Origin of the sequence: Nonomuraea helvata, assembly GCF_039535785.1 — a bacterium.
GTDB lineage: Bacteria > Actinomycetota > Actinomycetes > Streptosporangiales > Streptosporangiaceae > Nonomuraea > Nonomuraea helvata.
Genome location: NZ_BAAAXV010000005.1, coordinates 313,605 through 336,228, shown reverse-complemented (window position 1 = coordinate 336,228; position 22,624 = coordinate 313,605). Strand labels below are relative to the sequence as shown.

General features: G+C 69.6%; 25 protein-coding genes and 2 tRNA genes. 14 read left to right on the top strand and 13 right to left on the bottom strand.

The genetic code is table 11. The features are described from left to right. Positions 1–63 precede the first annotated feature (63 nt). Positions 64–846, bottom strand: a complete 783-nt coding sequence (locus ABD830_RS20905) for a thioesterase family protein (RefSeq protein ID WP_344989715.1) — start codon at positions 844–846, stop codon at positions 64–66. Positions 847–939: 93 nt separating this feature from the next. On the opposite strand from ABD830_RS20905, the gene ABD830_RS20900 reads away from it, so the two are divergent. Then, positions 940–1,638 (top strand): TetR/AcrR family transcriptional regulator, encoded by a 699-nt coding sequence (locus tag ABD830_RS20900; protein WP_344989712.1) that lies wholly within the window; start codon positions 940–942, stop codon positions 1,636–1,638. Here ABD830_RS20900 and ABD830_RS20895 read toward each other — a convergent pair. Further along, positions 1,635–2,462: a nuclease-related domain-containing protein gene (locus tag ABD830_RS20895; protein WP_344989709.1), complete on the bottom strand. Its 828-nt coding sequence runs from the start codon at positions 2,460–2,462 to the stop codon at positions 1,635–1,637. The genes ABD830_RS20900 and ABD830_RS20895 overlap by 4 nt on opposite strands. A 205-nt stretch (positions 2,463–2,667) precedes the next feature. On the opposite strand from ABD830_RS20895, the gene ABD830_RS20890 reads away from it, so the two are divergent. Together ABD830_RS20890 and ABD830_RS20885 are read left to right on the top strand one after the other, a co-directional pair. Continuing rightward, entirely contained in the window at positions 2,668–2,958 is a 291-nt protein-coding gene (locus tag ABD830_RS20890; RefSeq protein ID WP_344989707.1) for a hypothetical protein, read from the top strand. A gap of 7 nt (positions 2,959–2,965) precedes the next feature. Beyond that, positions 2,966–3,328, top strand: coding sequence for a DUF5130 family protein (locus tag ABD830_RS20885; RefSeq protein ID WP_344989704.1), 363 nt, complete (start codon positions 2,966–2,968; stop codon positions 3,326–3,328). Positions 3,329–3,348: 20 nt separating this feature from the next. On the opposite strand, the gene ABD830_RS20880 is transcribed toward ABD830_RS20885, so the two are convergent. From ABD830_RS20880 to pepN, 3 genes are all read right to left on the bottom strand, one after another. Further along, complete coding sequence (locus ABD830_RS20880; protein WP_344989702.1) at positions 3,349–4,299, bottom strand: hypothetical protein; 951 nt, start codon at positions 4,297–4,299, stop codon at positions 3,349–3,351. A gap of 47 nt (positions 4,300–4,346) precedes the next feature. Then, a complete protein-coding gene (locus ABD830_RS20875) occupies positions 4,347–5,624 on the bottom strand; it encodes a serine/threonine-protein kinase (protein WP_344989699.1) in 1,278 nt (425 codons plus the stop codon). A 105-nt stretch (positions 5,625–5,729) separates the two neighbouring features. Beyond that, positions 5,730–8,294, bottom strand: a complete 2,565-nt coding sequence (pepN, locus tag ABD830_RS20870; protein WP_344989696.1) for an aminopeptidase N — start codon at positions 8,292–8,294, stop codon at positions 5,730–5,732. A 90-nt stretch (positions 8,295–8,384) separates the two neighbouring features. Here pepN and ABD830_RS20865 point away from each other — a divergent pair, with 90 nt between their 5' ends. Next, the gene (locus ABD830_RS20865) at positions 8,385–9,005 is read left to right on the top strand and encodes a mycothiol-dependent nitroreductase Rv2466c family protein (protein ID WP_344989694.1); all 621 of its coding nucleotides are present in this window, start codon (positions 8,385–8,387) and stop codon (positions 9,003–9,005) included. Positions 9,006–9,130: 125 nt separating this feature from the next. Further along, entirely contained in the window at positions 9,131–10,534 is a 1,404-nt protein-coding gene (locus ABD830_RS20860) for an aldehyde dehydrogenase family protein (RefSeq protein WP_344989691.1), read from the top strand. A 171-nt stretch (positions 10,535–10,705) separates the two neighbouring features. Here ABD830_RS20860 and ABD830_RS20855 read toward each other — a convergent pair whose 3' ends face one another. Then, positions 10,706–11,437 (bottom strand): SDR family oxidoreductase, encoded by a 732-nt coding sequence (locus ABD830_RS20855; RefSeq protein ID WP_344989688.1) that lies wholly within the window; start codon positions 11,435–11,437, stop codon positions 10,706–10,708. Positions 11,438–11,446: 9 nt separating this feature from the next. Then, positions 11,447–11,932: a peptide deformylase gene (gene def, locus ABD830_RS20850; RefSeq protein WP_344989685.1), complete on the bottom strand. Its 486-nt coding sequence runs from the start codon at positions 11,930–11,932 to the stop codon at positions 11,447–11,449. 91 nt (positions 11,933–12,023) lie between these two features. On the opposite strand from def, the gene ABD830_RS20845 reads away from it, so the two are divergent. After that, positions 12,024–12,491, top strand: a complete 468-nt coding sequence (locus ABD830_RS20845) for a ribose-5-phosphate isomerase (RefSeq protein WP_344989682.1) — start codon at positions 12,024–12,026, stop codon at positions 12,489–12,491. On the opposite strand, the gene ABD830_RS20840 is transcribed toward ABD830_RS20845, so the two are convergent. Together ABD830_RS20840 and ABD830_RS20835 are read right to left on the bottom strand one after the other, a co-directional pair. Then, entirely contained in the window at positions 12,488–12,634 is a 147-nt protein-coding gene (locus tag ABD830_RS20840) for a hypothetical protein (protein ID WP_344989678.1), read from the bottom strand. The two genes, ABD830_RS20845 and ABD830_RS20840, sit on opposite strands and share 4 nt — an antisense overlap. Before the next feature lie 15 nt (positions 12,635–12,649). Next, the gene (locus tag ABD830_RS20835; RefSeq protein ID WP_344989675.1) at positions 12,650–13,879 is read right to left on the bottom strand and encodes a GNAT family N-acetyltransferase; all 1,230 of its coding nucleotides are present in this window, start codon (positions 13,877–13,879) and stop codon (positions 12,650–12,652) included. A gap of 118 nt (positions 13,880–13,997) precedes the next feature. Between ABD830_RS20835 and ABD830_RS20830 the strand changes: the two genes are divergently transcribed. Further along, a complete protein-coding gene (locus tag ABD830_RS20830; protein ID WP_344989673.1) occupies positions 13,998–15,113 on the top strand; it encodes a PP2C family protein-serine/threonine phosphatase in 1,116 nt (371 codons plus the stop codon). 107 nt (positions 15,114–15,220) lie between these two features. After that, on the top strand, positions 15,221–16,525 hold the full coding sequence (locus ABD830_RS20825; RefSeq protein WP_344989670.1) for a M50 family metallopeptidase: 1,305 nt from the start codon (positions 15,221–15,223) through the stop codon (positions 16,523–16,525). On the opposite strand, the gene ABD830_RS20820 is transcribed toward ABD830_RS20825, so the two are convergent. Continuing rightward, positions 16,509–16,904 carry a hypothetical protein gene (locus tag ABD830_RS20820; RefSeq protein ID WP_344989668.1) on the bottom strand — a complete coding sequence of 132 codons (396 nt, stop codon included), beginning with the start codon at positions 16,902–16,904 and terminating at the stop codon, positions 16,509–16,511. The genes ABD830_RS20825 and ABD830_RS20820 overlap by 17 nt on opposite strands. Positions 16,905–17,012: 108 nt before the next feature. Here ABD830_RS20820 and ABD830_RS20815 point away from each other — a divergent pair, with 108 nt between their 5' ends. Together ABD830_RS20815 and ABD830_RS20810 are read left to right on the top strand one after the other, a co-directional pair. After that, on the top strand, positions 17,013–17,624 hold the full coding sequence (locus tag ABD830_RS20815; RefSeq protein WP_344989665.1) for an ATP-binding cassette domain-containing protein: 612 nt from the start codon (positions 17,013–17,015) through the stop codon (positions 17,622–17,624). A gap of 158 nt (positions 17,625–17,782) precedes the next feature. After that, positions 17,783–18,520: a hypothetical protein gene (locus tag ABD830_RS20810; protein ID WP_344989662.1), complete on the top strand. Its 738-nt coding sequence runs from the start codon at positions 17,783–17,785 to the stop codon at positions 18,518–18,520. 96 nt (positions 18,521–18,616) lie between these two features. Here the strand turns inward: ABD830_RS20810 and ABD830_RS20805 are convergent. Continuing rightward, positions 18,617–18,693 (bottom strand) — tRNA-Pro (locus tag ABD830_RS20805). Between the two features lie 89 nt (positions 18,694–18,782). On the opposite strand from ABD830_RS20805, the gene ABD830_RS20800 reads away from it, so the two are divergent. Beyond that, a tRNA-Gly gene (locus tag ABD830_RS20800) sits at positions 18,783–18,856 on the top strand. 350 nt (positions 18,857–19,206) lie between these two features. On the opposite strand, the gene ABD830_RS20795 is transcribed toward ABD830_RS20800, so the two are convergent. Then, positions 19,207–19,527: an antibiotic biosynthesis monooxygenase family protein gene (locus ABD830_RS20795; protein WP_344989659.1), complete on the bottom strand. Its 321-nt coding sequence runs from the start codon at positions 19,525–19,527 to the stop codon at positions 19,207–19,209. A gap of 218 nt (positions 19,528–19,745) precedes the next feature. On the opposite strand from ABD830_RS20795, the gene ABD830_RS20790 reads away from it, so the two are divergent. Next, positions 19,746–20,642: an aminoglycoside phosphotransferase family protein gene (locus tag ABD830_RS20790; RefSeq protein WP_344992952.1), complete on the top strand. Its 897-nt coding sequence runs from the start codon at positions 19,746–19,748 to the stop codon at positions 20,640–20,642. A 68-nt stretch (positions 20,643–20,710) separates the two neighbouring features. Here ABD830_RS20790 and ABD830_RS20785 read toward each other — a convergent pair whose 3' ends face one another. Next, entirely contained in the window at positions 20,711–21,358 is a 648-nt protein-coding gene (locus ABD830_RS20785; RefSeq protein ID WP_344989656.1) for a class I SAM-dependent methyltransferase, read from the bottom strand. Between the two features lie 43 nt (positions 21,359–21,401). Between ABD830_RS20785 and ABD830_RS20780 the strand changes: the two genes are divergently transcribed. Both ABD830_RS20780 and ABD830_RS20775 read left to right on the top strand, forming a co-directional pair. Then, positions 21,402–21,983, top strand: a complete 582-nt coding sequence (locus ABD830_RS20780; protein ID WP_344989653.1) for an alpha/beta fold hydrolase — start codon at positions 21,402–21,404, stop codon at positions 21,981–21,983. A 2-nt stretch (positions 21,984–21,985) separates the two neighbouring features. Beyond that, positions 21,986–22,612: a nucleoside/nucleotide kinase family protein gene (locus tag ABD830_RS20775; RefSeq protein ID WP_344989650.1), complete on the top strand. Its 627-nt coding sequence runs from the start codon at positions 21,986–21,988 to the stop codon at positions 22,610–22,612. Positions 22,613–22,624: the final 12 nt, after the last annotated feature.

Here is a 22,624-nt window from a genome sequence, read left to right as displayed (position 1 = left end):
CGACTGAGACACGTGTCCACACATCGGACGGCTGGTTACCGGATCGAGTCCTGAAGAGCGTGGCTAAACGGGGAGCCGTACGGCGGCGAGCTGGGTCGACTGGGCCACCAGTCGCCCCTTGTCGTCCCAGATGTGGGCCGCCTCGTCCATCCGGTCGCCCCCGACGTCCGTGGCCGACATCCGCACCCTGATCGGCCCGGGAGCGGGCAGCCTGCGGATGTACGCCGACAGCTGGATCGTCGGCACCCACCCGGACAGCCCCAGGTCGAACGAGACGGGCGGCACCGGGTCGAGCGCCACCAGCAGGCTCAGCGGGTCCCAGTCCGAGCCGTCGGCCAGCCGCTGCCAGCTCGCGATGACGCCGCGCCTGGTGGGGGCGCCGAACGCGAAGGACAGATGCTCGGGAACGATGCGCTCCTCGATCACGGACATCAGCGGCACCGTGAGGTCCGTGCCCGGGGGATCGGTCGGGGCCAGGAAGCATTCGTCCTCGGGAGGCAGCTCGACCGGCCCGTGCGCCGACCACCAGGGGTCAGAGTCGTCGAGCAGGCCGAGTGTGATGTGCGACTCGACGCGCGTACGGCCGTCCTGCACCAGAGCGGCTCTGACCTGCGCCACGCTCCTGCCGACCCGGAGCGTCTCGACGCGCGCCAGGGCCTCGCCGGGCTCGGGCGGCTCGATGAAGGCGCCGCTGACGGCCGTGACGTGCGGATGGCCCGCGCCCGCCCCGCTCTCGGTCGCGGCCCTGGCGAGCACGGCCAGGAGGTAGCCACCGTGCAGCCGGTCGCCGACGCTCCACTGGGCGTCCAGCACGGCCTCGAACTCGCCGTCGCCTCGAGCGGTCAATGCGGTCGCTTCTCGAAAATTCCCCATTTTTCGTGCTCCTCTCCGCTGGAGATCAGGTTGACACCGTCAACCTGACGGCGTCAACCTGAGACCATGACCATCACCAGACGCGTGCGCGCACGACGCGGAGAGGGAGTGCTCCTGCGGGAGGAGATCCTGCGAGCGGCGGAGAAGCTGCTGGACGAGTCGGGCAGCGAGGACGCGCTCACGCTGCGCGCGGTAGCCATGCGCGCGAGGGTGTCCACGCCGTCGGTCTACATGCACTTCGCCGACAAGGGCGCGCTCGTCGAAGCGGTGTGCCTGCGGGTCTGGGGCGAGTTCGGCCGGATGTTCACCGAGAACCTGGGCGGCGACCCGTTCCTCGCCCTGGGCAAGTGTGCGCGCGCGTACGCCCGCTTTGCCCTGGACCACCCGGTGCAGTACAGAGTGCTGATGATGCGGGCCTCGACGGGACCGGGCGTGCCCCCGGCCGCCGCCGAGTGCTTCCGTCACATGGTGAACGCGGTCTCGGCCTGCGTGGAGACCCGTGTGCTCGAGGGCGATCCAGAGGAGCTCGCGCTGGGCCTCTGGTCGGCCGTGCACGGCTGCGTCTCCCTGCTGATCGCCCAGCCGTCGTTTCCGTGGCCGCGTGACAGGGAGGCGCTCATCGACCAGATCGTCCGCATGGCCGGCTTCGGCACCGCGCTGTACTCGCGCCTGCCGCAGCAGCTGCCGCCGAGCGCGGAGCTGGCCAGGGCCCTGGACGACTTCGGCGCCCGGCTGGTGCCGGACGCCGGGGAGCCGGAGATCTAGTCGTCGCCGTACCGGGCGGGGAGGACCTGGGCCGCGATGTCGTAGATCCGGTCGATCTCGCTGTTGGTCAGCGCCCGCTCCCGCTTGGTGATCCACTTGCGGGCGCGGTCGCCCTGGTAGACGTCCACGCCGCGAATGGTCATGATCTTCCACGGCACCGGGGGGCCGTAGATGGCGAGCGAGGGCACGACCGCCACCTCGCGGCCGAACGACTTGGTGATCAGCTCGCTGGCCTGCGACGCCTCCCATTTGGCCTCGGCGAGGCGGGCCTTCTTGTCGAAGGGGCCGTGGAAGAGCTTCTTGCCCATCTGCACGCGTACGGGCAGCCGCTTGTCCCACTTCTCGGAGTCGACCGCGTACACACCGGTCGGGCCGACCACGAGATGGTCGATCTGGGCCTCGCTGTTGGGGATCGCCCTGGCGTGGAGCGTGCGGTAGCCGCTGCGCTCGAGCTTGCGCAGCTGCGCCTCCGTGCGGCGCTCCGCCACGGACGTGCGCCGCCAGGCGGGCACGGACGAGTGCGAACGCGCGCGATAGAACGCGTCCAGGATGGCCGCGACCACGCCCGCGGTCACGCCCACCCGCCAGTCGCCCACGAGGAAGCCCACCACCACGGCGACGGCGATCGCCAGCAGCGCGCGGTTGCGCAGGCGGCGAAAGCCCGGTTGTTGCAGCAGGTTACGTACGGACGCCCGTTCGACGGGCGCGTACGTGGAGGTGGGCGCCGAAGGCTGCGCGGCGGCGGTCTGCTCGCTCTCAGGCCGGTCGCTCACCCAGATCGGTGACGCGTTGTGACCGTCTTCTCGCTGGTTGTCGGAGTCCACGTAACTCACCGTAGCTCGGAGATCGGAAAGATTCCTAGTGTTGCCCTGTCCATAGTTTTATGGCCCAGCTCATCGTGTTCCACGCGCGTTATGCGGGTATGTTCTACATTCTTCTCTAGAGAAGTCGTCTCACTTTTGATCTTACCTGGTGGACACTCCCAGGGTGGGTCTGGCCCGGTGCGCGCATCGGGATTACGTTCGTTGTGTGCACAGCGCGGGCGAGATTCTGCTCTTCCTCATCGGGGTTTCGTTGGGGCTGTTCGTGTTGATCAGCCTGCTGGTCATGGTGCCGGGGCGCGGCACCCAGCGCCGGGCCGAGTCGGGCCCGGTGTGGCTGGGCGGTCCGTCCAGGAGCGAGCGCGGCGTGAGCACCTCGGGCCTGGTGCTCGCCGACCGGACGGCGCACTGGGCGGAGGTTCCCGAGCACGACTGGGTGGCCGCCGCCGAGACGGCCGAGCCCGGCAGACACGTCGGCGGGGCCTCCGCCGGATGGTGAGGTGACGATGCGAGGACTGAGCGTCGCCCAGGCCGACGACGTCAGACGGGCCCTGCACGCCGCCGAACGGCGCAGCGGGCTCAGGTTCGGCGTGTTCCTCGGTGAGCCGGTGGGCTCGCGCCGCCACTTCGCCGAACGCCTGCACGCCGCCCTGGGCGAGGAGGCCGGCGGCGCCGTGGTGATCTTCGTGGACCTGCGCGGCCGCGCCCTGGAGATCGTGACGGGCGAGCAGGCGAGGAGGCGGCTGCCGGACGGGGCCTGCCGGTTGACGGCGATGTCGATGGCCACGGCGTTCAGTGTGGGCGACCTGGTGGGCGGCCTCCTGTACGGCATCGCCGCCCTCGCCGAACAAGCCACCGCCCGCCACTGACCCCCACGGCGGGCGGCCGGTCAGGGGCGTTCGAGCAGTTTCACGATGTGCTCGCTGACCCCCTGCAGCAGCGTCGCCGGTTCGATCGGCGCGCCCGCGATGGCCGAGAACAGCGCGGGCAGCCCAGGCAGCGGGAACCCGTCGTCCTCGAGCGCCGAGGCCCCGACGGCGTTCTTGTCGAGCGCGGCGCGGCTGCGTTCCCAGGCGTCGAGCACCTCCTCCGGCGACGGCACCCCGAACCCGTGCCCCACCGGAGCCGCGTGCCGCAGCCGCACGAGCGGGGTGTCGGCGAAGGTGAGGGCCGTACGGGCGCGGACCTGGAGGTCGGCGCGCGGCACGGGCGGGATCCAGTCCATGGCCGTGCACGGGTTGCGGCAGGTGGCGACGCAGACGGCGAGCGCGCCGGCCACCTGGCTGTGCTGCCGGTCGAAGTACGCGCGCCAGCCCTCGCCCGGCTCCGTCGCCACCCGCAGCGTCCGGTTGGTGGCGGACTGCTCCGACTTGGTGTGGTCGCACTCCCGATCGCCGATCACACCGAAGCGGCTCCCCGGCGCGCTCAGCCCGTCGGGCCAGCGGGCGGGGTCGCCGGCGTGGCCGAGGTGAGGCTCGAAGGCCAGCAGCGGCAGGTATTCGCTGGCGATGTGGACCGCGGCGATCATCGTGCTCAGCTCGCGACGGTGCCACCGTACGGCGATCACCTCGAGCAGCAGGCCGTACGCGGGCCGCAGCGAGTCGAGCGCCCCGCGGGGCTGCTCGCGCGGTGTCTGCGGCATGTGGCACGCCCGCGCACGCCGCCGCAGGTCGGCCGGGACGCTCCTGGCCTCGGCCGCGAAGTCCTCGGCGTCGAGCGAGAGCAGCCGGTGGCCGAACTCGCACACCTCGGCGACCTCCGCCACCGGCGCGAGCGCGCCGAGGTCGGCGAAGGCGTAGCGGCGGGCAAGGGCGACGAACAGGTCACGAGTCGAGTCCACCCGACGACTCTCTCATGGCCGGCGAGCGGTGAGGGATCCGCCGGATCTCACCCAGGACACGGGGAGCGGATGCACTGGATCTCTCCCGCCGGGCCGCTGGCTGTGGGTTCGGCGGTCGGGGGCGGCTCCTCGGGGCCGGGCGTGGTCGGCTGCTCGGTCGGCTCGGGCTGCGAGGCGGTCGGCGTGGGGTTGGTGGTGGGCGTCCTGGTCGGGGTCGTGCTCACCGTGGCGCTGGGGCTCGGCACGTGCGTGGCGCGGGTCGGCTTGGAGGTCGGGACGCGCCTGGGCGGGGGGGTGGTGGCGGGCCGGGTGGCGTTCGACGGCGGCGGCGGGGAGACGGTGGCCGCGGGGGAGTCCGCGGGCAGCGGCACCTCGCCGGTCGTCGGCTGGGCGGGCCGCAGCCAGACCGAGCCCGCCACGGCCGCCGACACGACCACGGCCGCGGCCATGGTGAGCACCGCCCGCATCGCGCGGCGGGGGCGCGGCGTGGGCGGCGTGTCCGGAGCGGCCAGCGCCTTGCGCGCGGCCTCCGACATCAGCGTGGCCGTCATCCAGCGCCGGTCGGGCGTCTTCTCCAGCGCCCGCGACACCACCTGACGCGGCCCGGGAGGCACGCCGTCGGGCAGGCGCGGCACGGGGGAGTTGAGGTGCTTGAAGATGATCTGTACGGGCGTGTCGCCCTGGAACGGGAGCTGCCCCGTCAGGCATTCGTACGCCACCACCCCGAGGGCGTAGACGTCGACCGCGGGCGTCACGTCGCTGGCCGTGGCCATCTCCGGGGCGCAGTAGCCGGCCGAGCAGAGCATCGTGCCCGTGGCCGTCAGGTGGCCGGCCGAGACCGAATGGGCGATGCCGAAGTCGGTGAGCACCACGCTGCCGTCGAGCCTGACCATGAGATTGGCCGGCTTGACGTCACGGTGGACGATGCCCTGCGCGTGCGCCGCGGCCAGCGCGTCGCCGACCTCCGCGATCAGCCGCATGGTCGCCGCGGAGCCGAGCGGGCCGCGCCGCAGGACGCGGTCGAGCGACTCGCCCTGGATGTACTCCATGACCAGGAAGCTCACCTGGCGGCCGTCGACCTCGCAGACACCGTAGTCGTAGACGTCCACCACGCCCGGGTGCCGGAGGGTGGCCATGGCACGGGCTTCGTTCTGGAAGCGCTGGGTGAACGTCGGGCTCTCGCTCAGCGCGGGCATGAGCACCTTGACCGCCACCGCGCGCCCGAGGACCGTGTCGTCGGCACGCCAAACCTCGCCCATGCCGCCGCCGCCCAGGCGGCCGGCGAGCACGTAGCGATCATTGAGGGTGGTCCCGGCGCCTAGCACGTAACCGAGGCTAACATCGCACCTCAGGTGCCATCGTCAACTCTCTGAACCCGCTCCAGGGCACATGGGCCCCCGTCAGTGCCGGGGACCCATGAAAGCGGCGCGTCAGGCGGAGGCGACGTCCTTCTCCCGGTTGCGCAGGGCCCGGCTGACGCCGTCGGCGCCCTCCAGGATGAGCCGCCGCAGGGCCTGCGGCGGCTGCTCGGCCGCCAGGTAGCCCTCGGCCGCCTTCACCGTCTCCGGCTCGATCAGCAGCGCGGGGAAGCACCCCACCGCGAACGTCGACGCCTGGTCGAACGTCCACTCCCGGTAGATGCGCCCCACCTCGGCGAAGTACTTCTCCCGGTACGGCTCCAGCAGCTCGGGGTGGAGCGGATCCTGGAACCCCAGGATCGTCGTGCGCGCGATGTGGTTGGCCAGCTTGCCGCCCACGACCCGCTCCCAGGCGGCGGCCTTGGCCTCGGCCGTCGGGATCGCGGCCCGGCACTGCGCCGCCGAACGCTCACCCTTCGCCGTAGGGTCCCGCTCGAGCTCGGCGTCGATGTCGGCCTCGCCCAGCCGTCCGCCGGAGACCAGCGCGCCCGTGAGCGTCCAGCGCAGGTCGGCGTCCACGCTGAGCCCCTCGGGGACCTCGGAGCCGTCGAGGATGCGCTGCAGCAGGTCGAGGTCCGCGTCGGAGACGGCCACCGGCGCGAACGCCTGCAGGAACGCGAGCTGCTGGTCGGAGCCGGGATCGGCGGAGCCGAGCAGCGAGCGCAGCTCCGTGGCCAGCACCGCCAGGCCCTCGGACTCCCAGGCGGGGTCGGCGTACTGCTGCACGGCCAGGCGCGCCTGGCGCAGCACCGCCTGCAGGACCGTGATGTCCTTGAGCGTTCCGGCGCCCGAGGTGACCAGCTTGACGTAGTCGCGGGTGGCCATCTCGCCGTCGCGGGTCATGTCCCAGGCCGCCGACCAGCACAGGGCCCGCGGCAGCGACTCGGCGAAGGCCGTGATGCCGCCGTCGACCAGCGTCCGCATCGACCGCTCGTCGAGGCGGATTTTCGCGTACGTCAGGTCGTCGTCGTTGAGCAGCACCAGGTCCGGCTGCTCCTCGCCGACCAGCTGCGTCACGCTCGTACGGGCGCCGACCACGTCCAGCTCGACCCGCTTGGTCCGCTTCAGCTCGCCGTCCACCAGCGAGTACAGGCCGATCGCGACCCGGTGCGAGCGGAGCGTCGGGTGCTCGGCGGGCGCCTCCTGCAGCACCTCGAAGCTGGTGAACCGGCCGCCGGACACCTCGAACGAGGGCCGCAGCGTGTTCACCCAGGACGTCTCCAGCCACTCCTTCGACCAGGACGACAGGTCGCGGCCGGAGGTCCGCTCGAGGGCGTTGAGCAGGTCCTTCAGCTCGGTGTTGCCCCAGGCGTGCTCGGCGAAGTAATCGCGTACGCCGGCCAGGAAGTTGTCCAGCCCGACGTACGCGACGAGCTGCTTGAGCACCGAGGCGCCCTTGGCGTACGTGATGCCGTCGAAGTTGACCTCGACCGCCTGCATGTCCGGGATGTCCGCGGAGATGGGGTGGGTCGAGGGGAGCTGGTCCTGGCGGTAGGCCCAGGACTTCTCCACGTTCGCGAACGTGGTCCACGCGCCCTTGCCCCACCTCGTGGCCTCGGCCTGGGCGAGGATGGACATGTAGGTGGCGAACGACTCGTTCAGCCACAGGTCGTCCCACCAGCGCATGGTGACGAGGTCGCCGAACCACATGTGCGCCATCTCGTGCAGGATCGTCTCCGCGCGCCGCTCGACCACCGCGTCGGTGACCCTGGAGCGGAAGACGTAGTCCTCCAGGAACGTGACACAGCCCGCGTTCTCCATGGCGCCGGCGTTGAACTCGGGCACGAAGCACTGGTCGTACTTCCCGAACGGGTAGCGCACCCCGAACACCCGGTGGAAGAAGTCGAAGCCCTGCCTGGTGACCTCGAGGATGTTCTCGGGGTCGAGGTGCTCGGCCAGCGAGGCGCGGCAGTAGATCCCCAGCGGGATGCCGTCGTGCTCCGAGGTCACCTTGTGGTACGGCCCGGCCACCAGCGCGGTGATGTAGGTCGAGATGACCGGGGTGGGCGGGAACTCCCACCGCTTGGCCGCCGGCACCGTGCCGTGCTTGCCGCTCTGCTCGGGCAGCTCCGCGACCTTGGAGGCGGCGGCGTTGGAGACGACCTCCCAGTCGGCGGGGGCCAGCACGGTGAGCTGGAACGTGGCCTTGAGGTCGGGCTGGTCGAAACAGGCGTACATGCGGTGCGCGTCGGCCGTCTCGAACTGGCTGTGCAGATAGACCTTCTTGTCCACGGGGTCCACGAAGCGGTGCAGGCCCTCGCCGGTGCGCATGTAGCTGCAGTCGGCGTCCACGCGCAACTCGTTGGACTCGGCCAGCTCGGGGAGCGGGAAGCGCCCCTTGTCGGCGTCGTAGGCGGACACGTCGAGGTCCTGGCCGTTGAACGTGACCTTGCGAACGTTGGCGCCGTGCAGGTCGATGAAGGTGGACTCGCCCGGGTGGCTGCTGGCGAAGCGGACCGTCGTGACGCTCTCGAAGCGCTCGTCTCCCTCCGTCAGGTCGAGTGCCACCTCGTACGACTCGACCTTCAACAGCCGGGCACGCTCACGAGCCTCGTCCCGGGTCAGGTTGCCTGCCAAGTTGCGCTCCTTTTCACCACTTCATCGAAGTTTGCCGGTATGTACCCGTGATGGGAATATGCCTTGGTCCACCTCAGGTTATGGCCCCACGTGACTGAAAAGATTCCCGTGGACCTGTGGTTCGATCCTGCCTGTCCCTTCGCATGGGTGACGTCACGGTGGCTTCTCGAAGTCGAGAAGGTGCGCCCCATTGAGCCGCGCTGGCGCATCATGTCCCTCTTCGTGCTGAACGAGGACAAGGACATCCCCGACGAATACCGAGAGTCGACCAAGCGTGCCATGGGCAACGTCCGCCTGGTGGCCGCGGCCGCGGCCAAGCACGGCGAGCAGGTCATCGGCCCGCTCTACACCGAGCTCGGCACCCTCCTCCACAACCAGGGCCTGAGCAAGGAGCCGGAGCGCCTGCGCGAGGTCAGGGAGCGCGCGCTCGAGGCCGCCGGACTCGAGAAGGAGCTCGCCGACGCCGCCGACTCCGAGGAGTGGGACGACGCCATCCGCGCCTCGCACAACGAGGGCATCGACCTCGTCGGACAGGAGGTCGGCACACCGGTCATCCGCGTCGGCGCCAACGCCTTCTTCGGTCCCGTGATCACCAAGATCATCCGGGGCGAGGACGCGGGCAGGCTCTGGGACGGCGTGCTGGCCGTCACGTCCTTCGACGACTTCTTCGAGCTGAAGCGCAGCCGGACCAAACGGCCGCAATTCGACTAAGGGCATCATTTGCCCGGGGCCAATCATCGTACGCTGACGGAAGAACACTGCTTGCGGTGTAGAAGACTCATCCTTTGATCAGGATGAGCCCTCTCGCCGTCCTGAGATCCTGACAGGATGGTGCTATGCGTCAGCTGTACATAGGCGGCTCCTGGACCGCTTCCGCGTCGGACGATGTCATCGAGGTTGTCAACCCGGCCACGGAAGAGATCATCGACCGGGTGCCCGCAGGATCCCCCGACGATGTCGAGGTCGCCGCGGCAGCTGCCAGGAGAGCCTTCCCCGGCTGGGCCGACATGGCCGCCTCGGAGCGCGGCAAGCTCCTCGGCGCCGCCGCCGAACTGCTGAAGCAGCGCTCCGAGGAGATCGCGAAGACCATCGCGACCGACATGGGCGCGCCGCTGGGCTTCGCGCTCAAGGTGCAGACGCTCATGCCGGCCACCGTGCTGTCCTCCTACGCCCAGCTGGCCGAGAGCTATCCCCGCGAGTCGCGCATCGGCAACTCGATGGTGGTCAGGGAGCCGATCGGGGTGGTGGCGGCGATCACCCCGTGGAACTACCCGTTGCACCAGATCGTGTGCAAGGTGGGCCCGGCGCTGGCCGCGGGCTGCACCGTGGTGCTCAAGCCGAGCGAGGTGGCGCCGCTGGCGGCGTACGCGCTGGCCGAGATCTTCGCCGAGGTGGGCCTGCCTCCGGGCGTGTTCAACCTGGTCAGCGGGCGTGGCCCGGTCATCGGCGAGGCCATGGCCGCGCACCCCGAGGTGGACATGGTCTCCTTCACCGGCTCGACCGCCGCCGGCCGCAGGGTGGCCTCGCTGGCCGCGGAGTCCGTCAAACGGGTCGCGCTCGAGCTCGGCGGCAAGTCGGCGAACATCATCCTCCCCGACGCCGATCTGGCGCTGGCCGTCAAGGTCGGCGTGGCCAACTGCTTCGTCAACGCCGGTCAGACCTGCTCGGCGTGGAGCCGCATGATCGTCCACCGCGACCAGTACGACGAGGCCGTCGGGCTGGCCGTCGAGGCGGCGCGCGGTTACCGCGTCGGCGACCCGTTCGACGAGTCGACCAGGATCGGCCCGCTGGTGTCCGCGACCCAGCGCGACCGCGTCGTGCGCTACGTCAACCGGGGCCAGGAGGAGGGCGCCAGACTGGTGGCGGGCGGAACCGAGCGGCCGCACGAGCGTGGCTACTACGTCGAGCCCACGGTGTTCGCGGCGGTGGAGCCCGGGATGACGATCGAGCAGGAGGAGATCTTCGGGCCGGTGCTGTCGCTGATCCCGTACACGACCGAGGACGCCGCCGTCCAGATCGCCAACGGCACGAAGTACGGCCTGGCCGGGGCTGTCTGGTCGGGCGACGAGGACCGCGCGGTCGCGGTCGCCCGGCGGTTGCGGACGGGGCAGGTGTCCGTCAACGGCGGCCGGTTCAACCCACTGGCGCCGTTCGGCGGCTACAAGCAGTCGGGGGTGGGGCGCGAGCTCGGCGAGCAGGGCCTGGAGGAGTACCTCGAGACCAAGGCCATGCAGTTGTAACCACCGCTGTCTGCAACCCTCGCCACACGTCGTCCGCTGGGGTGCGCAAAGCCACGCGCCGCCGTGTGCTCGCGTCCGATGGGGCCCGGCCACGAGCCGGATTCGGTGCAGCACGGTGACAGGGCAGGGCGCCGAGGGCGCGCCGGAGGTACGCGGCGCGCCCGGGGACGGTCAGACGAGGAGGCCGCCGCTGGCGGTCAGGTTCTGGCCGGTGATCCAGCGCGAGTCGGGCCCGGTCAGGAAGGCGACCACGGCCGCGATGTCGTCGGGCTGCCCGAGCCGCTGCAGCGCCGTGAGCGCCGCGGTCTGCGTCAGCGCCTCCGGCGGATTGGTGCCCCGCAGCAGGTCGGTGTCGGTGGCGCCGGACGAGATCGTGTTGACGGTGATCCCCCGCACGCCCAGCTCCCGCGCCGCCACCTTGGTGAACTGCTCGACGGCCCCCTTGCTCCCGCAGTAGAGCGTCAGGGCAGGCGCGGGCACCTGGGTGTTGAGCGTGGAGATGTTGACGATGCGCCCGCCGTCGCGCATCACCCGCGCGGCCCACTGCATGGCGAGGTAGACCGACCGGGTGTTGACCGCGAACACCCGCTCGTACTCCTCGTCCGTGACCTCCGCCATGAGTTTCTGCCCGAGCACGGCGGCGGCGTTGTTGACCAGGATGTCGAGGCCGGGCAGTCGCGACTCGGCCTCGCCGAACAGCCGCGCCAGGTCCTCCTTGCTGCCCAGATCCGCCTGTACGGCGTGCGCGCCCGTCTCCTTGGCGACCTGCTCGGCGGCCTCCGCCGAGCGCTCGTAGCAGAAGACCACCTCTGCTCCCTCGGCGGTCAGCCGCTCCACGATGGCCCTGCCGATACCTCTGGATCCCCCTGTGACCAATGCGCCCTTGCCGGAAAGTATGCTCATCCGCCCAACCTAAGCTCTGAGCATGATCTTGCGCGCTTCGTTTCGCGGCAGGCGATCGACGTAGAGCTTGCCGTCCAGGTGCTCGGTCTCGTGCTGGAAGCAGCGTGCCAGCGAGCCGCGGGCCTTGATCCGTACCGGGCGCTGGAGCCTGTCGATGCCCTCGACGGTCACGCCCGCGGCGCGCCCGACCGAGGCGTAGATCGGCTGGCGCGTCTGGCGGTCGGGCACGGACAGGCAGCCCTCCTCGTCCAGCACCTCTTCGTCGTCGTCGACGGTCAGCACCGGGTTGATCACGTGGCCCTTGCGGCCGGCGATGTCGTACACGAACAGCCGCCGCGACACGCCGATCTGCGGGCCGGCCAGGCCCACGCCGTTGACCGCGTACATGGCCTGGAACATCTCGTCGATCAGCCGGCGCAGCTCGCGGTCGAAGTCCGTCACCGGGTCGGCGGGCGTGCGCAGGACCGGATCGCCGATGACGCGGATCTCACGCATGGGTCTCTACTTTCGTAAGGAGTGGACAACGCTAGGGGTCCTTACTCTAGTCAGCGAGTACCATCGGCGGCGCCTGTGGAAGACTGGGCGGGTGCGTGTCTACATCGGTGCCGACCATGCCGGCTATGAGCTCAAGAACCACCTCGTGTCCTGGCTCAAGGACCACGGTCACGAGGTGACCGACTGCGGTCCTTTCGTCTACGACCCCGAGGACGACTACCCGGCGTTCGTCCTGCGCGCGGCCGAGGGCGTCGCGGGCGACCCCGCGAGCCTGGGAGTGGTGATCGGAGGCTCGGGCAACGGCGAGCAGATCGCCGCCAACAAGGTGCGCGGCATCCGCGCGGCCCTGGCCTGGAGCGAGGAGACGGCCCGGCTGGCCCGCGAGCACAACAACGCCAACGTGGTCAGCGTCGGCGCGCGCATGCACTCCGTCGAGGAGGCCACCAGGTTCGTCGAGGTCTTCCTGGCCACGGTCTTCTCCGGCAGCGAGCGGCACAGCAGGCGCATCGCGCAGCTGACCACGTACGAGACGATCGGCCAGCTGCCCTCGCTGCCCTAGCCCTTGCGCTTGGGGTCGCGTTTGGGCATCTCGTCGCGCAGGGGCCGCCGGTCGGCGGCCTCCTGCTGCTCCTTCGACGGCCTGGACACGTCGCGGGCACGCATGGCGATGGTCGCGGTGATCGGCAGGCTTTGCAGGGCCATGCGTCCGACTCTACGTCAGAACACCAGACCCGCCCACGGTTTCGGGCTCCACGACATCGCGGTGGCCAGCGCGCGCACCGAGCCGGTGGAGTGCTCGCGCAACAGGCCGGCCTCCAGCGACTCGGTGAGCATGCCGGCGCCCAGGTACGCCGAGCCGAGCGCGGCCACCGGCAGCGTCACGTCAGGCTCGTCCTCGACCGGCTTGCACTCGGCGCCCGTCGGGTCGGCGGTGAGCCGCCAGCGCTTCGCGTTCCATGGGCACACGTCGTCCTCGACCTCGATCACCACGTTCACCGCCGCCGAGTAGGCGCGTGAGGTCAGCGCCTTGTCGACCTCCACGAGGCGTACCCACAGCTCGTCGAACACGCTCGCGCGGAGCTGGCGCTGGTCGGCGAGGAGCGCGATCAGCGGGTCGTCCACCGGTCTGGCGCCCGAATCGACCTTGGCGACCAGGTCGCGGTCCAGGATGCCGCGCCAGAGCAGCGCGTAGGCCGCCGGGTCGGTCGCCTCCAGCTCCGTCAGCTTCAGCTCTCCGGAGGCGATGCCGTCGGCGTCCCAGCCCGCCTTGACGCGGAACAGCGCATAGCCACGCAGGCCGCCGTCGTCCTCGGCGAGGAGACAGCGCAGCGGCCCGTCCCCGCGCTGGTCGGCGTCCTCGTCGGCCAGGACGTCGTCCCAGATCGGGGGGTTGCGGTCGTAGCGTCCGGGCCGCCGGGTCGCCACGGAGGCGAACAGCCTCTCCAGGTCCGCGCGTACGTCGGCGGGCACGGCCACCCTGATCCGGAGCGACGGGTCCGTAGGAGCGTGCCCGACGAATGCCGAGCGGGTCTTGTCGATGCGGAAGAACAGGCTCTGGGAGGCGCGGCCGTAGCCGTACCGGCCGTAAATGCCGGACTCGGAGGCGTACAGGGCGGCCACGCTCTCGCCGTGCTCACGGATGTCGGCGAGCTGCCTGCGCATCAGCGCGGACAGGACGCCGCGGCGGCGGTGCGAGGGCAGCACGCTGACGCTCGTCACCCCCTCGACGGGGAGCCGGCCTCCGGGGACCGTCATCGTGAAGCTCTGGAGGGCGGCGACCCCGGCGATCAGATCGCCGTCGAAGGCCGCCAGAGTGCGGTCGAACTCGGTCTGGGCCTTCCACCGCTCCGCCTGCTGCGGGTGCGGCCTCGAGTTGAACCCCTCATCGAGAACCCGCGTGTACGCCGGCCACTCGGACTCGTCAATCGGACGGATCGGGTACGTCATTCGTCCACGGTAGGAGCGGGCAAAGAGGTAGAGCCACCCAATATCCGTGCTTAATGATCAAGGCATTGGTCAAGTGGGCTGCCCAAACACGGGTCAGACCGATACAGTCAGGGCCATCATGAGTTCCCGTCCGGCGCCGCTCATCCCGCCACGGGTCCGTGCGGTCCTGGTGCGGGTGCCCTTTCTGGTGGCTGCTGTGCGGTTCGTCCGTCGCGGACCGTTGGCCCGTGACCGCAACCTGCTCATCACGCTGACCACGCTGGCGCTGGTCATCGGGGTCCTGGCGGCGAAGGTCTCGACCGAGTGGTTCTCGCCGTCGCTGCTCATCCTGGTCACGCTGGTCGGCGGGCTCCAGCTCCGGCTGCGCAGCCTGATCAAGCTGCTGGTCGGGGTCGGGCTAGCGCTCGGCTACATCGCGATCACGCTGGGCGTGAGCCGCATCGGGCTGGGGCTCACGGTGACGGTCGGGTTCACCACCGTGCTCGCCGTGCTGATGGCGCGCACCAGGGGCAAGCTGGGCGTTCAGGGACTGCGCGGCGACGCGATGCTGCTGGAGCTGCGCGACCGGCTCAAGAGGCAGGGCGAGCTGCCCCCGATGCCCAAGGACTGGGGCGCCAAGGTGGTGCTCAAGCAGGCCGGCGGGTCCTCGTTCGGCGGCGACTTCCTGGTCTCCATGCGTGACGGCAACTCCGTCGAGATCGCGCTGGTCGACGTGTCCGGCAAGGGGGTCGACGCGGGCACCAGGGCGCTGCTGCTGTCGGGCACGTTCGGCGGGCTGCTGGGGTCGGTCGACGACTTCCTGCCCGCGTGCAACACGTACCTGCACCGGCAGCGGGGCGACGAGGGGTTCGTGACCGCGGTCCATCTCCGCCTCGACCTGGAGACCGGCGACTACACGATCACCTCGGCCGGGCATCCGCCGGTGGTGAAGTTCGACGCGGGCACCGGCAACTGGCAGGTCGCCTCGGCCAAGGGCGTCGTGCTCGGCGTGGTGCCCGACCTGCACTGCGAGCCCGACAGCGGCACCCTGCGCAAGGGCGACGCGCTGCTGCTGTTCACCGACGGGCTGATCGAGCAGCCGGGCCGCGACATCGACGCCGGGCTCGACCGGCTGCTCGGGGAGGCGGAGCGGCTGCTGCCCTCCGGGTTCCGCGACGGCGCGAGGGCACTGGTGAACGCGATGGCCTCGGGGCACAGCGACGACTGCGCGCTCGTGCTGATCTGGCGTCCGTGAGCTCGATGCTGTAAAAGGCGCAGAGCCGTGACAGGCGGCCTGTTCGACTACTCTGGGGCTGTCGGACCCTTCGTCCGCCCCTGTCGTCGGTTACGGAGCGCGCATAGATGAACTGGCTCTATCTCGTGGGGATCGTCATCTTCCTGCTCGGACTGATGTTCTCCATCGCCTTGCACGAGATCGGCCACCTGGTGCCCGCCAAGATCTTCGGCGTGAAGGTGACCCAGTACATGGTCGGCTTCGGCGCCACGGCCTGGTCGCGGCGGAAGGGCGAGACCGAGTACGGCATCAAATGGATCCCGCTCGGCGGCTACATCCGCATGATCGGCATGCTGCCGCCCCGCCCCGGCGACGACCCCGGCAAGCTCAGGAGCAGCTCTACGGGGCCGTTCCAGGGCCTCATCGAGTCGGCCCGCGACGCCGCGCAGGAGGAGGTCCGCCCCGGCGACGAGGACCGGGTCTTCTACCGGAAGAAATGGTGGCAGAAGGTCATCATCATGTCCGGCGGCCCGGCGATGAACTTCGTGCTCTCGTTCATCTTCTTCACCATCCTGCTGGTCGGCATCGGCCTGCCCACCTTGGCCCCGATCGTGTCGCCCAAGACCAACACGTGTGTCATCCCGGTGTCCGAGCAGCGCAACGTGTGCAAGCCCACCGACAAACCCACCCCGGCCGCCCAGGCGGGCATGAAGCCCGGTGACCGCATGGTCTCCTTCGACGGCCAGAAGATCAACTCGTGGGACGACGCCACGCGCCTGATCCGCTCCCACGGCGCCGGACCCGTCGCGGTCGGCATCGTCCGCGACGGCAAGCCGATGACGCTCAACGTCACGCTCATCGCCCAGGACCGGCCCAACCTCCAGGACGTGAACAAGATCGACAAGAATGTCGGCTTCCTCGGCGTCCTGCCCACCGAGGTCATGCAGAAGCAGAGCATCGGCCAGGTGCTCGGCTACATGGGCGAGCTGACGGGCCGGGTGGCGGGCTCGATCGTCAACCTGCCGCAGAAGATGGTCGGCGTCTGGCACGCGGCCTTCTCCGGCGAGAAGCGCGACCCCGAGGGCCCGGTCGGCGTCGTCGGCGCGGGCCGCATGGGCGGCGAGATCCTCGCCTCGGACCTGTCCAACGAGAAGAAGATCGCCATCTTCGTCAACCTGCTGGCCGGCTTCAACCTGGCGATCGGCATGTTCAACCTCATCCCGCTGCTGCCGCTCGACGGCGGCCACATCGCCGGCGGGCTGTGGGAGGCCGTCAAGCGGGCGTACGCGAAGATCATGCGACGGCCGGAGCCGGGTTATGTTGACATCGCGAAGGTGCTGCCGCTGACGTACGCGATCGCGTTCGTCATGATCATCATGGCCGGCCTGCTGGTCTACGCCGACCTGGTCAACCCCCTCACACTGACCGGCTGACGACTCCGCGGACACCCTGAAGCGGCTGCCGCGGCTGGATCTTGGTGGATAGGGTCCGGTCTGTGCCCGCACCCCCAAGCGCCGCCTGCTGGGTTTCCTCGTCCTTGGCCGGCTGGCGCAGGGCGTCGCCGCGAGCGGCATGGGGACGGTACTCGCACTGCTCGGCGCGCTGCTGGTCACCGGCAACGTGCTCCGCTCGACGAGCCGGCCGCTGGCCGAGCGCGTGGGTCATCGACTCGAAGACGGCCCTGCGTCGACGCGAGATGTCGGTCTTCCTCGGGTGGGCGGCGACCGCGTCGGTGGTGTACGTGGCGGTGGCCACCTCCGGCGAGGTGTCGGTCGGCCGGATCGCCGCGACGATCGGCGCGGTCTCCGCCATGTTCGTCATCTCCATGTCGAGCCAGGGCTGCGCGACCTGTACGCGGCGAGTACCAGCGGCACGCTCGCCCCGCCCGACCGGCTCCACGACGGCATCACCCTGTCCGGCGTGGACTTCTCGTACGGCGGCCCGCCCGTGCTGCGCGGCATCGACCAGCATCTCCCGTCCGGGGCCACGGTGGCGCTGGTCGGCGACCACGGCAGCGGGAAGACGACCCTGGTCAAGCTGCTGTGCGGATTCCACCGGCCGACCGGCGGGACCGTCACCGTGGACGGGACACCCCTCACCGAGCTGGACGCCGCGGCCTGGCGGGAACGCGTGACCTCGGCCTTCCAGGACTTCAGCCGCTTACCCTTCCTGGCCCGCGAGGCCGTCGGCGTGGGCGACGTGCCCAGGATCCACGACATCGAGCAGGCCGCCGAGAAGGGCGGCGCCGCCCAGGTCTTCGCCCGCCTCCCGGAGGGCGAACAGACCCGGCTCGGCAAGGCCCTCGGAGACGGCGTCGAGCTCTCCGGCGGCCGATGGCAGAAGATCGCCCTGTCACGGGCGTTCATGCGGCCCACGCCGCTCCTGGCCCGCTTCGCCACCATCCGGATGGCCGACCTGATCGTCGTGCTCGACGGCGGACAGATCATCGAATGCGGCACGCACGCCGAGCTCATCGACCTCGCGGGCCGGTACGCCCGCTTGTACGACCTCGAGGCATCCGCCTACCAGTGACGACCGCGTTCAGACATTCAGAAGGCCCGTTGAGCCGGGCGGGGCGACAGGACTGAACCTGCGGCTTCGCGGAAACGAGTGTCAGTAAGGGCCCCTACTATCCGGACTGACTGTTGATCAAGCGTGACCACCGCTTCCGGCTGAAGGGGCGCCCCAGCATGACAAGTATCTTCACCGTGTCCGTCGACTCGATCGACGGCTCGACCCTCCGCGGAAGGGTGCACATCATCAACCCCGACGCTCCGTCCGTGCCGGAGGAGATCGTCTTTCCCCTGTCCCTCCTGGTGGACGCCTGGGCTCACCTGGACAAGGGGTTTCTGCACAACGAAGCCGATGAGGAGGACGGAGACCGATACCCCTTCACGGAGGAGGAGGGCAAGGGCATCACGGCAGGCATGCGCCTGAAGGGCGAGTTCTCAAAACTTTGGGAACTCATTCTCGGCAAGCACATACGGGTCACCGAAGACGGATACCTGCTCGCGGAAGACGGCAAGACCGTGCTCGAGCCCAGGCGTCAAGCGAAAGACGTGTACCAGCTGGGCGGCGGCCGCGGCTATGACGGAATCTCCCACTACGTCACGACGCCCGGCGACGATGAGGAGTTCTCAGAACGTGCCGCTGAAATCATCACCTCTTACGACATCAGCCCCTACCGGAACCTCCCGCTACTGAGTGAGGTCGCAGCGCTGGAGCATCCGAACGAGCCCTGGGAGCTGGAGGGGCCGGACGGCCCTGCCGATCTGGAGGAGTATGGCGTATGGGAGGTGTTGGAGGACCGCTCCTTGGCCGAGCTGCCTTATGCAGAGATTGTGGTGACGGTCTGCGACACGGGCTATCTGGAGCACATGGTCGCCGGTATGCGCTGGGCGACGACCATGACAGGGCATGTGTGCTGAGACTCATAAAGTTCTGGGCATGGAGCAAGTCTGAGGCAACTCAGTCACGCAGAAGCCCGCTCCCGATCAAGGGAGCGGGCTTCGCGCCGGTCACGCTGGTCGGGGCGACAGGATTTGAACCTGCGACTTCTTGCTCCCAAAGCAAGCGCGCTACCAAGCTGCGCCACGCCCCGCCTCGCCGAGTGCGCATACGCTCCGGGACTCCGGTACGCTTACGCCCTGACGACCGGATGAAGTCTAGACCAGAGTTCGACCGGTTCGCGCGGACGTAGCTCAATGGTAGAGCCCTAGTCTTCCAAACTAGCTACGCGGGTTCGATTCCCGTCGTCCGCTCCACAGGCGAAAGGCCAGGTCAGCCCCATGAGGCGACCTGGCCTTCGTGATCTCCGCTACTTCTTCCCGATCTTCCGTGCCCGATGCCCTTTTTCCATGCTCCTTCCGTGCCCCGTTCAGCGCCTTGCCGAGCGCCTGTGCGATGGCCTGGGCGCGGTCCTGTGTGGCGTGCTGGGTAGATCAGTGCCGCTCGCGTGGAGGAGCGCCTCATACGGGTCATCCGCTCGCAGAGGCTCGCTCCTGTGGACGCCGCGAGGGTGTTTCCCGCGTGCATCACATCCAAGACCGGCCTCCGCGTGGATCTCCGGCTCCGGGAGCAGCATCGTAGGTGGCCGCGGTATGGGCGGATCGAATCAGTGGTCATCGCCGCGTAGGTCGATGGTGACCGCGTGGTGGGTGACGCGTTCGTCCCATCGGGTCAGAGCGCGGCGGGCTGTCTCTTCGACCACGGCTTGCTCGGGGTCCTCGCCGGCGAACGCGCGTACGTCGTCCATGCTGATGAAGAATGTGATCGAGGTGAACATCACCTCGTCGCCGTCATGGTGGCGGAGCAGGCGGGCACCGCAGAAGCCGGGGACTTGCTGGAGATGTTCGGCTACCTCGGTTCTGTAGTGGTGCTGGTAGTCGTCGGCTGTGGCTTTCGAGGCCCATCCTCGCCATGTCCGCGCGATCATTGCTGTACCTGGCCCCTTCCGTGGTTTGCTGGTGGCATCAGGCCGCCCTGGCGGCGCTGTCGGTGGTTCTCGCACGATCAGTCTGCCGCGCGCAAAACGCGCTCCGGCGCGGACCGGGGCGACCAGGTAGGGGTGCGTTCACGGCGTGCCGACTGCCGCCTTACGGCGAAAAGGCGTTGCAGGAGGAGACTGAGACGCGGAACGCTTCCGGCGTGAAGATGCACGCCAACCAGCTGACGGTGCCGCCGGAGACGGTACGCACATTGGTGGATGAACAGTTTCCTGAGTGGCGGAGCCTGCCGATCGCAGCCGTCGCCTCTCATGGGACGGTTAACGCCATTTTCCGCATCGGCGACCGCTTCGTAGCACGGTTCCCTCTACAGGCCGGGCACGTCGACTCAACTCGGCGCTGGCTGCGGGCCGAAGCCGAAGCAGCCCGCGAGCTGGCAGGTCGCACGCGGTTCCCCACGCCTGAGCCCGTCGCGCTCGGTGAGCCCGGCGCGGGGTACCCGCTCCCCTGGTCGGTGCAGACGTGGCTGTCCGGCGCGGTGGCCACCGACGAGGACCCGAGCGAGTCGGTCGCGTTCGCCCACGACCTGGCTGATCTCATCAACGGCCTGCGCGCAATCGATACACGTGGCCGCACGTTTGCCGGCAAAGGCCGGGGAGGCGACCTGCAATCCCATGACGTGTGGATGGAGACGTGTTTCAAGCACAGCGAACAACTCCTGGACGTTCGCCGGTTTCGCCAGATATGGACAGATCTTCGAAGTCTGCCGCGCACATCCGCCGACGTGATGACTCACAGTGACCTCATTCCCGGAAACGTGCTTGTTTCCGCTGGTCGGCTGGCTGGGATTCTCGATGTCGGCGGCTTCGGGCCGGCTGACCCTGCTCTGGATCTTGTGAGTGCCTGGCATCTGCTTGAGGCCGGGCCGCGGCAGGTGCTCCGCCACGACCTCGAGTGCGACGACCTTGAATGGGAGCGAGGCAAGGCGTGGGCCTTCGAACAGGCGATGGGCCTCGTCTGGTACTACCTGGAAACCAACCCGCCCATGAGCCAGATGGGTCGGCGAACCCTGGAACGCATCCTGGCAGACCAATCGCAACGCTGAGGTTCCGATCCGCTGTAAAGCCGTCGCCAGTGGACGCGCGTGCCCGTCGGGCGGATCGGCGATCCGCATCACCGTTTACGGGCCAGCAGTTGCACGGCTTGCGACGGGTGACCGTTCATCGTGACCACGGAGGTCCGGCGCTCTTCCAGGAGGTCGAAATCACGCAGCAGGGCGTGCAGCTCGGCCATGTCATGGTGTCGCACCACCGCGCCGTCATCGGTGGCGAACACCCCGTACGGGGTTCTGAACCGCTGGGCATAGGCGGCGTAGCGGTCCCGGTTCCGCTCGTCGTCCTGGAGCACCATGTCACTGATGTAGAGGAGCCCACCGGGTGCCAGGACGCGGACGAGTTCGGCGATGAGCGCCCGCTGTGCGTCGTCGTCGGGAATGCACGTCAGCACCGCGAACAGCAGCACGGCGTCGAAGCTCGCCGACGAGTACGGCAGGCTGGGCGGCGACTCCAGCACCTCGAGACGCAGGTCAGGGTGTGACTGGCGGCCGCGGGCGATCAGAGCGGGGGACAGGTCCACGCCGGACACGTCGGAGAAGCCGTGGCCGCTCAGCTCGGCCATGACGCGGCCGTAGCCGCAGCCGTAGTCCAGGATTCGAGCCTCCCGGCCCACGGTCGCCAGCCAGTCGAGGTTCACCGGATGGGTGAACGTCTTCTCGGCTCCGACGGTGTCCCAGTACGCGATCTGGCGACCAAGGTCCTTCATAGCGGAAATCCCCTCATATGCGCGTCGGCCTATACTCCGGGGAATGGTGCCAGAGACGGTCTTCGGGGTCCCCACACGGCACGAGGGCGACCCGGAGCGGGTGGCCGTGCTCCTGCCGGGTGGCGCGTACGTGCCCGCCCGCCCTCTCCTCCACTTCGCCCGCGTGGTGCTCGTGCAGCACGGCTGGACCGTGCAGGAGGTCTGGTGGGAGCCGCCGGCGGGAGACGTCTTCGCCGAACGCGAGGCGTGGGCCGTCGAGCGGGCACGGGAGGCGGTGGCGGCCGAGAGCGCCGCTCAGGTGCTCCTGGTGGGCAAGTCGCTCGGCACGCTCGCCGCACCCATCGCCGCCGAACGGGGTCTGCCCGCCATCTGGCTCACGCCGTTGGTCACCTTCGATTCCGTCGTCGGCGCGCTGCGGCGGAGCGAGGCTCCCACGCTGCTCGTGGGCGGGACAGCCGACAAGTCGTGGGACGGAGAGGTCGCACGGGGCCTGGGGCACCCGTACCTCGAGGTCCCGGACGCCAACCACGGCATGGAGATCTTCGGCGACCCGGTCGCCTCGGCCCGGGCGCTCACGGACGTGACAGAGGCCATGCACCGGTTCGTGGCGGGGCTGCGCGCGTAGACATGCGGTGGCGACCGATCTCCCGTGACGCGCTCGTCGAGGAGCTGGCCGAGAAGGTCGCCGCGCACCAAGGGTGGGTGCGGGTGGCCGTGGACGGCGCGCCGGCCGCGCGTCCCGAGACGCTGGCCGACGAGCTCGTCGCGCCGCTGCGACTGCGCGGGCGGCCCGTGCTGCGGGTGTCGGCGGGCGATTTCCTGCGGCCCGCGTCGCTACGGCTGGAGCACGGCAGGACCGACCCGGACGCCTTCTACGAGGACTGGCTCGACGCCAAGGCGCTCACGAGGGAGGTTCTGGAGCCCCTGGACCCGGGCGGCTCCGGACAGGTGCTGCCGCGGCTCTGGGACAGCCGCGTCGATCGGGCGTACCGGGCGCCGTACCAGGAGCTGCCCCCGGGAGGGGTGGTGATCGTCGATGGGACGCTGCTGCTGGGACGGGGGCTGGCGTTCGAGATGACCGTGCACGTGTGGCTGTCGGCCGGGGCGCTGGAGCGCGGGTCGCCCGAGGACGAGCTGTGGCGGCTGCCCGCATACCAGCGGTACGAGCGGGAGACGCGGCCTCAGCAGGCCGCCGACATCGTGGTCAGGGCCGATCACCCGAACAGGCCGGCAGTCCTGGTCAACGAGAGCTGATCCCGGGTGGCC

Excerpts from the sequence above, each read along its gene's own strand:
- ABD830_RS20900 (WP_344989712.1), top strand. The coding sequence starts at position 940 with ATGACCATCACCAGACGCGTGCGCGCACGACGCGGAGAGGGAGTGCTC.
- ABD830_RS20885 (WP_344989704.1), top strand. The coding sequence starts at position 2,966 with ATGCGAGGACTGAGCGTCGCCCAGGCCGACGACGTCAGACGGGCCCTG.
- ABD830_RS20860 (WP_344989691.1), top strand. The coding sequence starts at position 9,131 with ATGCGTCAGCTGTACATAGGCGGCTCCTGGACCGCTTCCGCGTCGGAC.
- ABD830_RS20855 (WP_344989688.1), bottom strand. The coding sequence starts at position 11,437 with ATGAGCATACTTTCCGGCAAGGGCGCATTGGTCACAGGGGGATCCAGA.
- def (WP_344989685.1), bottom strand. The coding sequence starts at position 11,932 with ATGCGTGAGATCCGCGTCATCGGCGATCCGGTCCTGCGCACGCCCGCC.
- ABD830_RS20840 (WP_344989678.1), bottom strand. The coding sequence starts at position 12,634 with ATGGCCCTGCAAAGCCTGCCGATCACCGCGACCATCGCCATGCGTGCC.
- ABD830_RS20835 (WP_344989675.1), bottom strand. The coding sequence starts at position 13,879 with ATGACGTACCCGATCCGTCCGATTGACGAGTCCGAGTGGCCGGCGTAC.
- ABD830_RS20830 (WP_344989673.1), top strand. The coding sequence starts at position 13,998 with ATGAGTTCCCGTCCGGCGCCGCTCATCCCGCCACGGGTCCGTGCGGTC.
- ABD830_RS20825 (WP_344989670.1), top strand. The coding sequence starts at position 15,221 with ATGAACTGGCTCTATCTCGTGGGGATCGTCATCTTCCTGCTCGGACTG.
- ABD830_RS20820 (WP_344989668.1), bottom strand. The coding sequence starts at position 16,904 with ATGGCGGAGACCGCGCCGATCGTCGCGGCGATCCGGCCGACCGACACC.
- ABD830_RS20810 (WP_344989662.1), top strand. The coding sequence starts at position 17,783 with ATGACAAGTATCTTCACCGTGTCCGTCGACTCGATCGACGGCTCGACC.
- ABD830_RS20795 (WP_344989659.1), bottom strand. The coding sequence starts at position 19,527 with ATGATCGCGCGGACATGGCGAGGATGGGCCTCGAAAGCCACAGCCGAC.
- ABD830_RS20790 (WP_344992952.1), top strand. The coding sequence starts at position 19,746 with ATGCACGCCAACCAGCTGACGGTGCCGCCGGAGACGGTACGCACATTG.
- ABD830_RS20785 (WP_344989656.1), bottom strand. The coding sequence starts at position 21,358 with ATGAAGGACCTTGGTCGCCAGATCGCGTACTGGGACACCGTCGGAGCC.
- ABD830_RS20780 (WP_344989653.1), top strand. The coding sequence starts at position 21,402 with ATGGTGCCAGAGACGGTCTTCGGGGTCCCCACACGGCACGAGGGCGAC.
- ABD830_RS20775 (WP_344989650.1), top strand. The coding sequence starts at position 21,986 with ATGCGGTGGCGACCGATCTCCCGTGACGCGCTCGTCGAGGAGCTGGCC.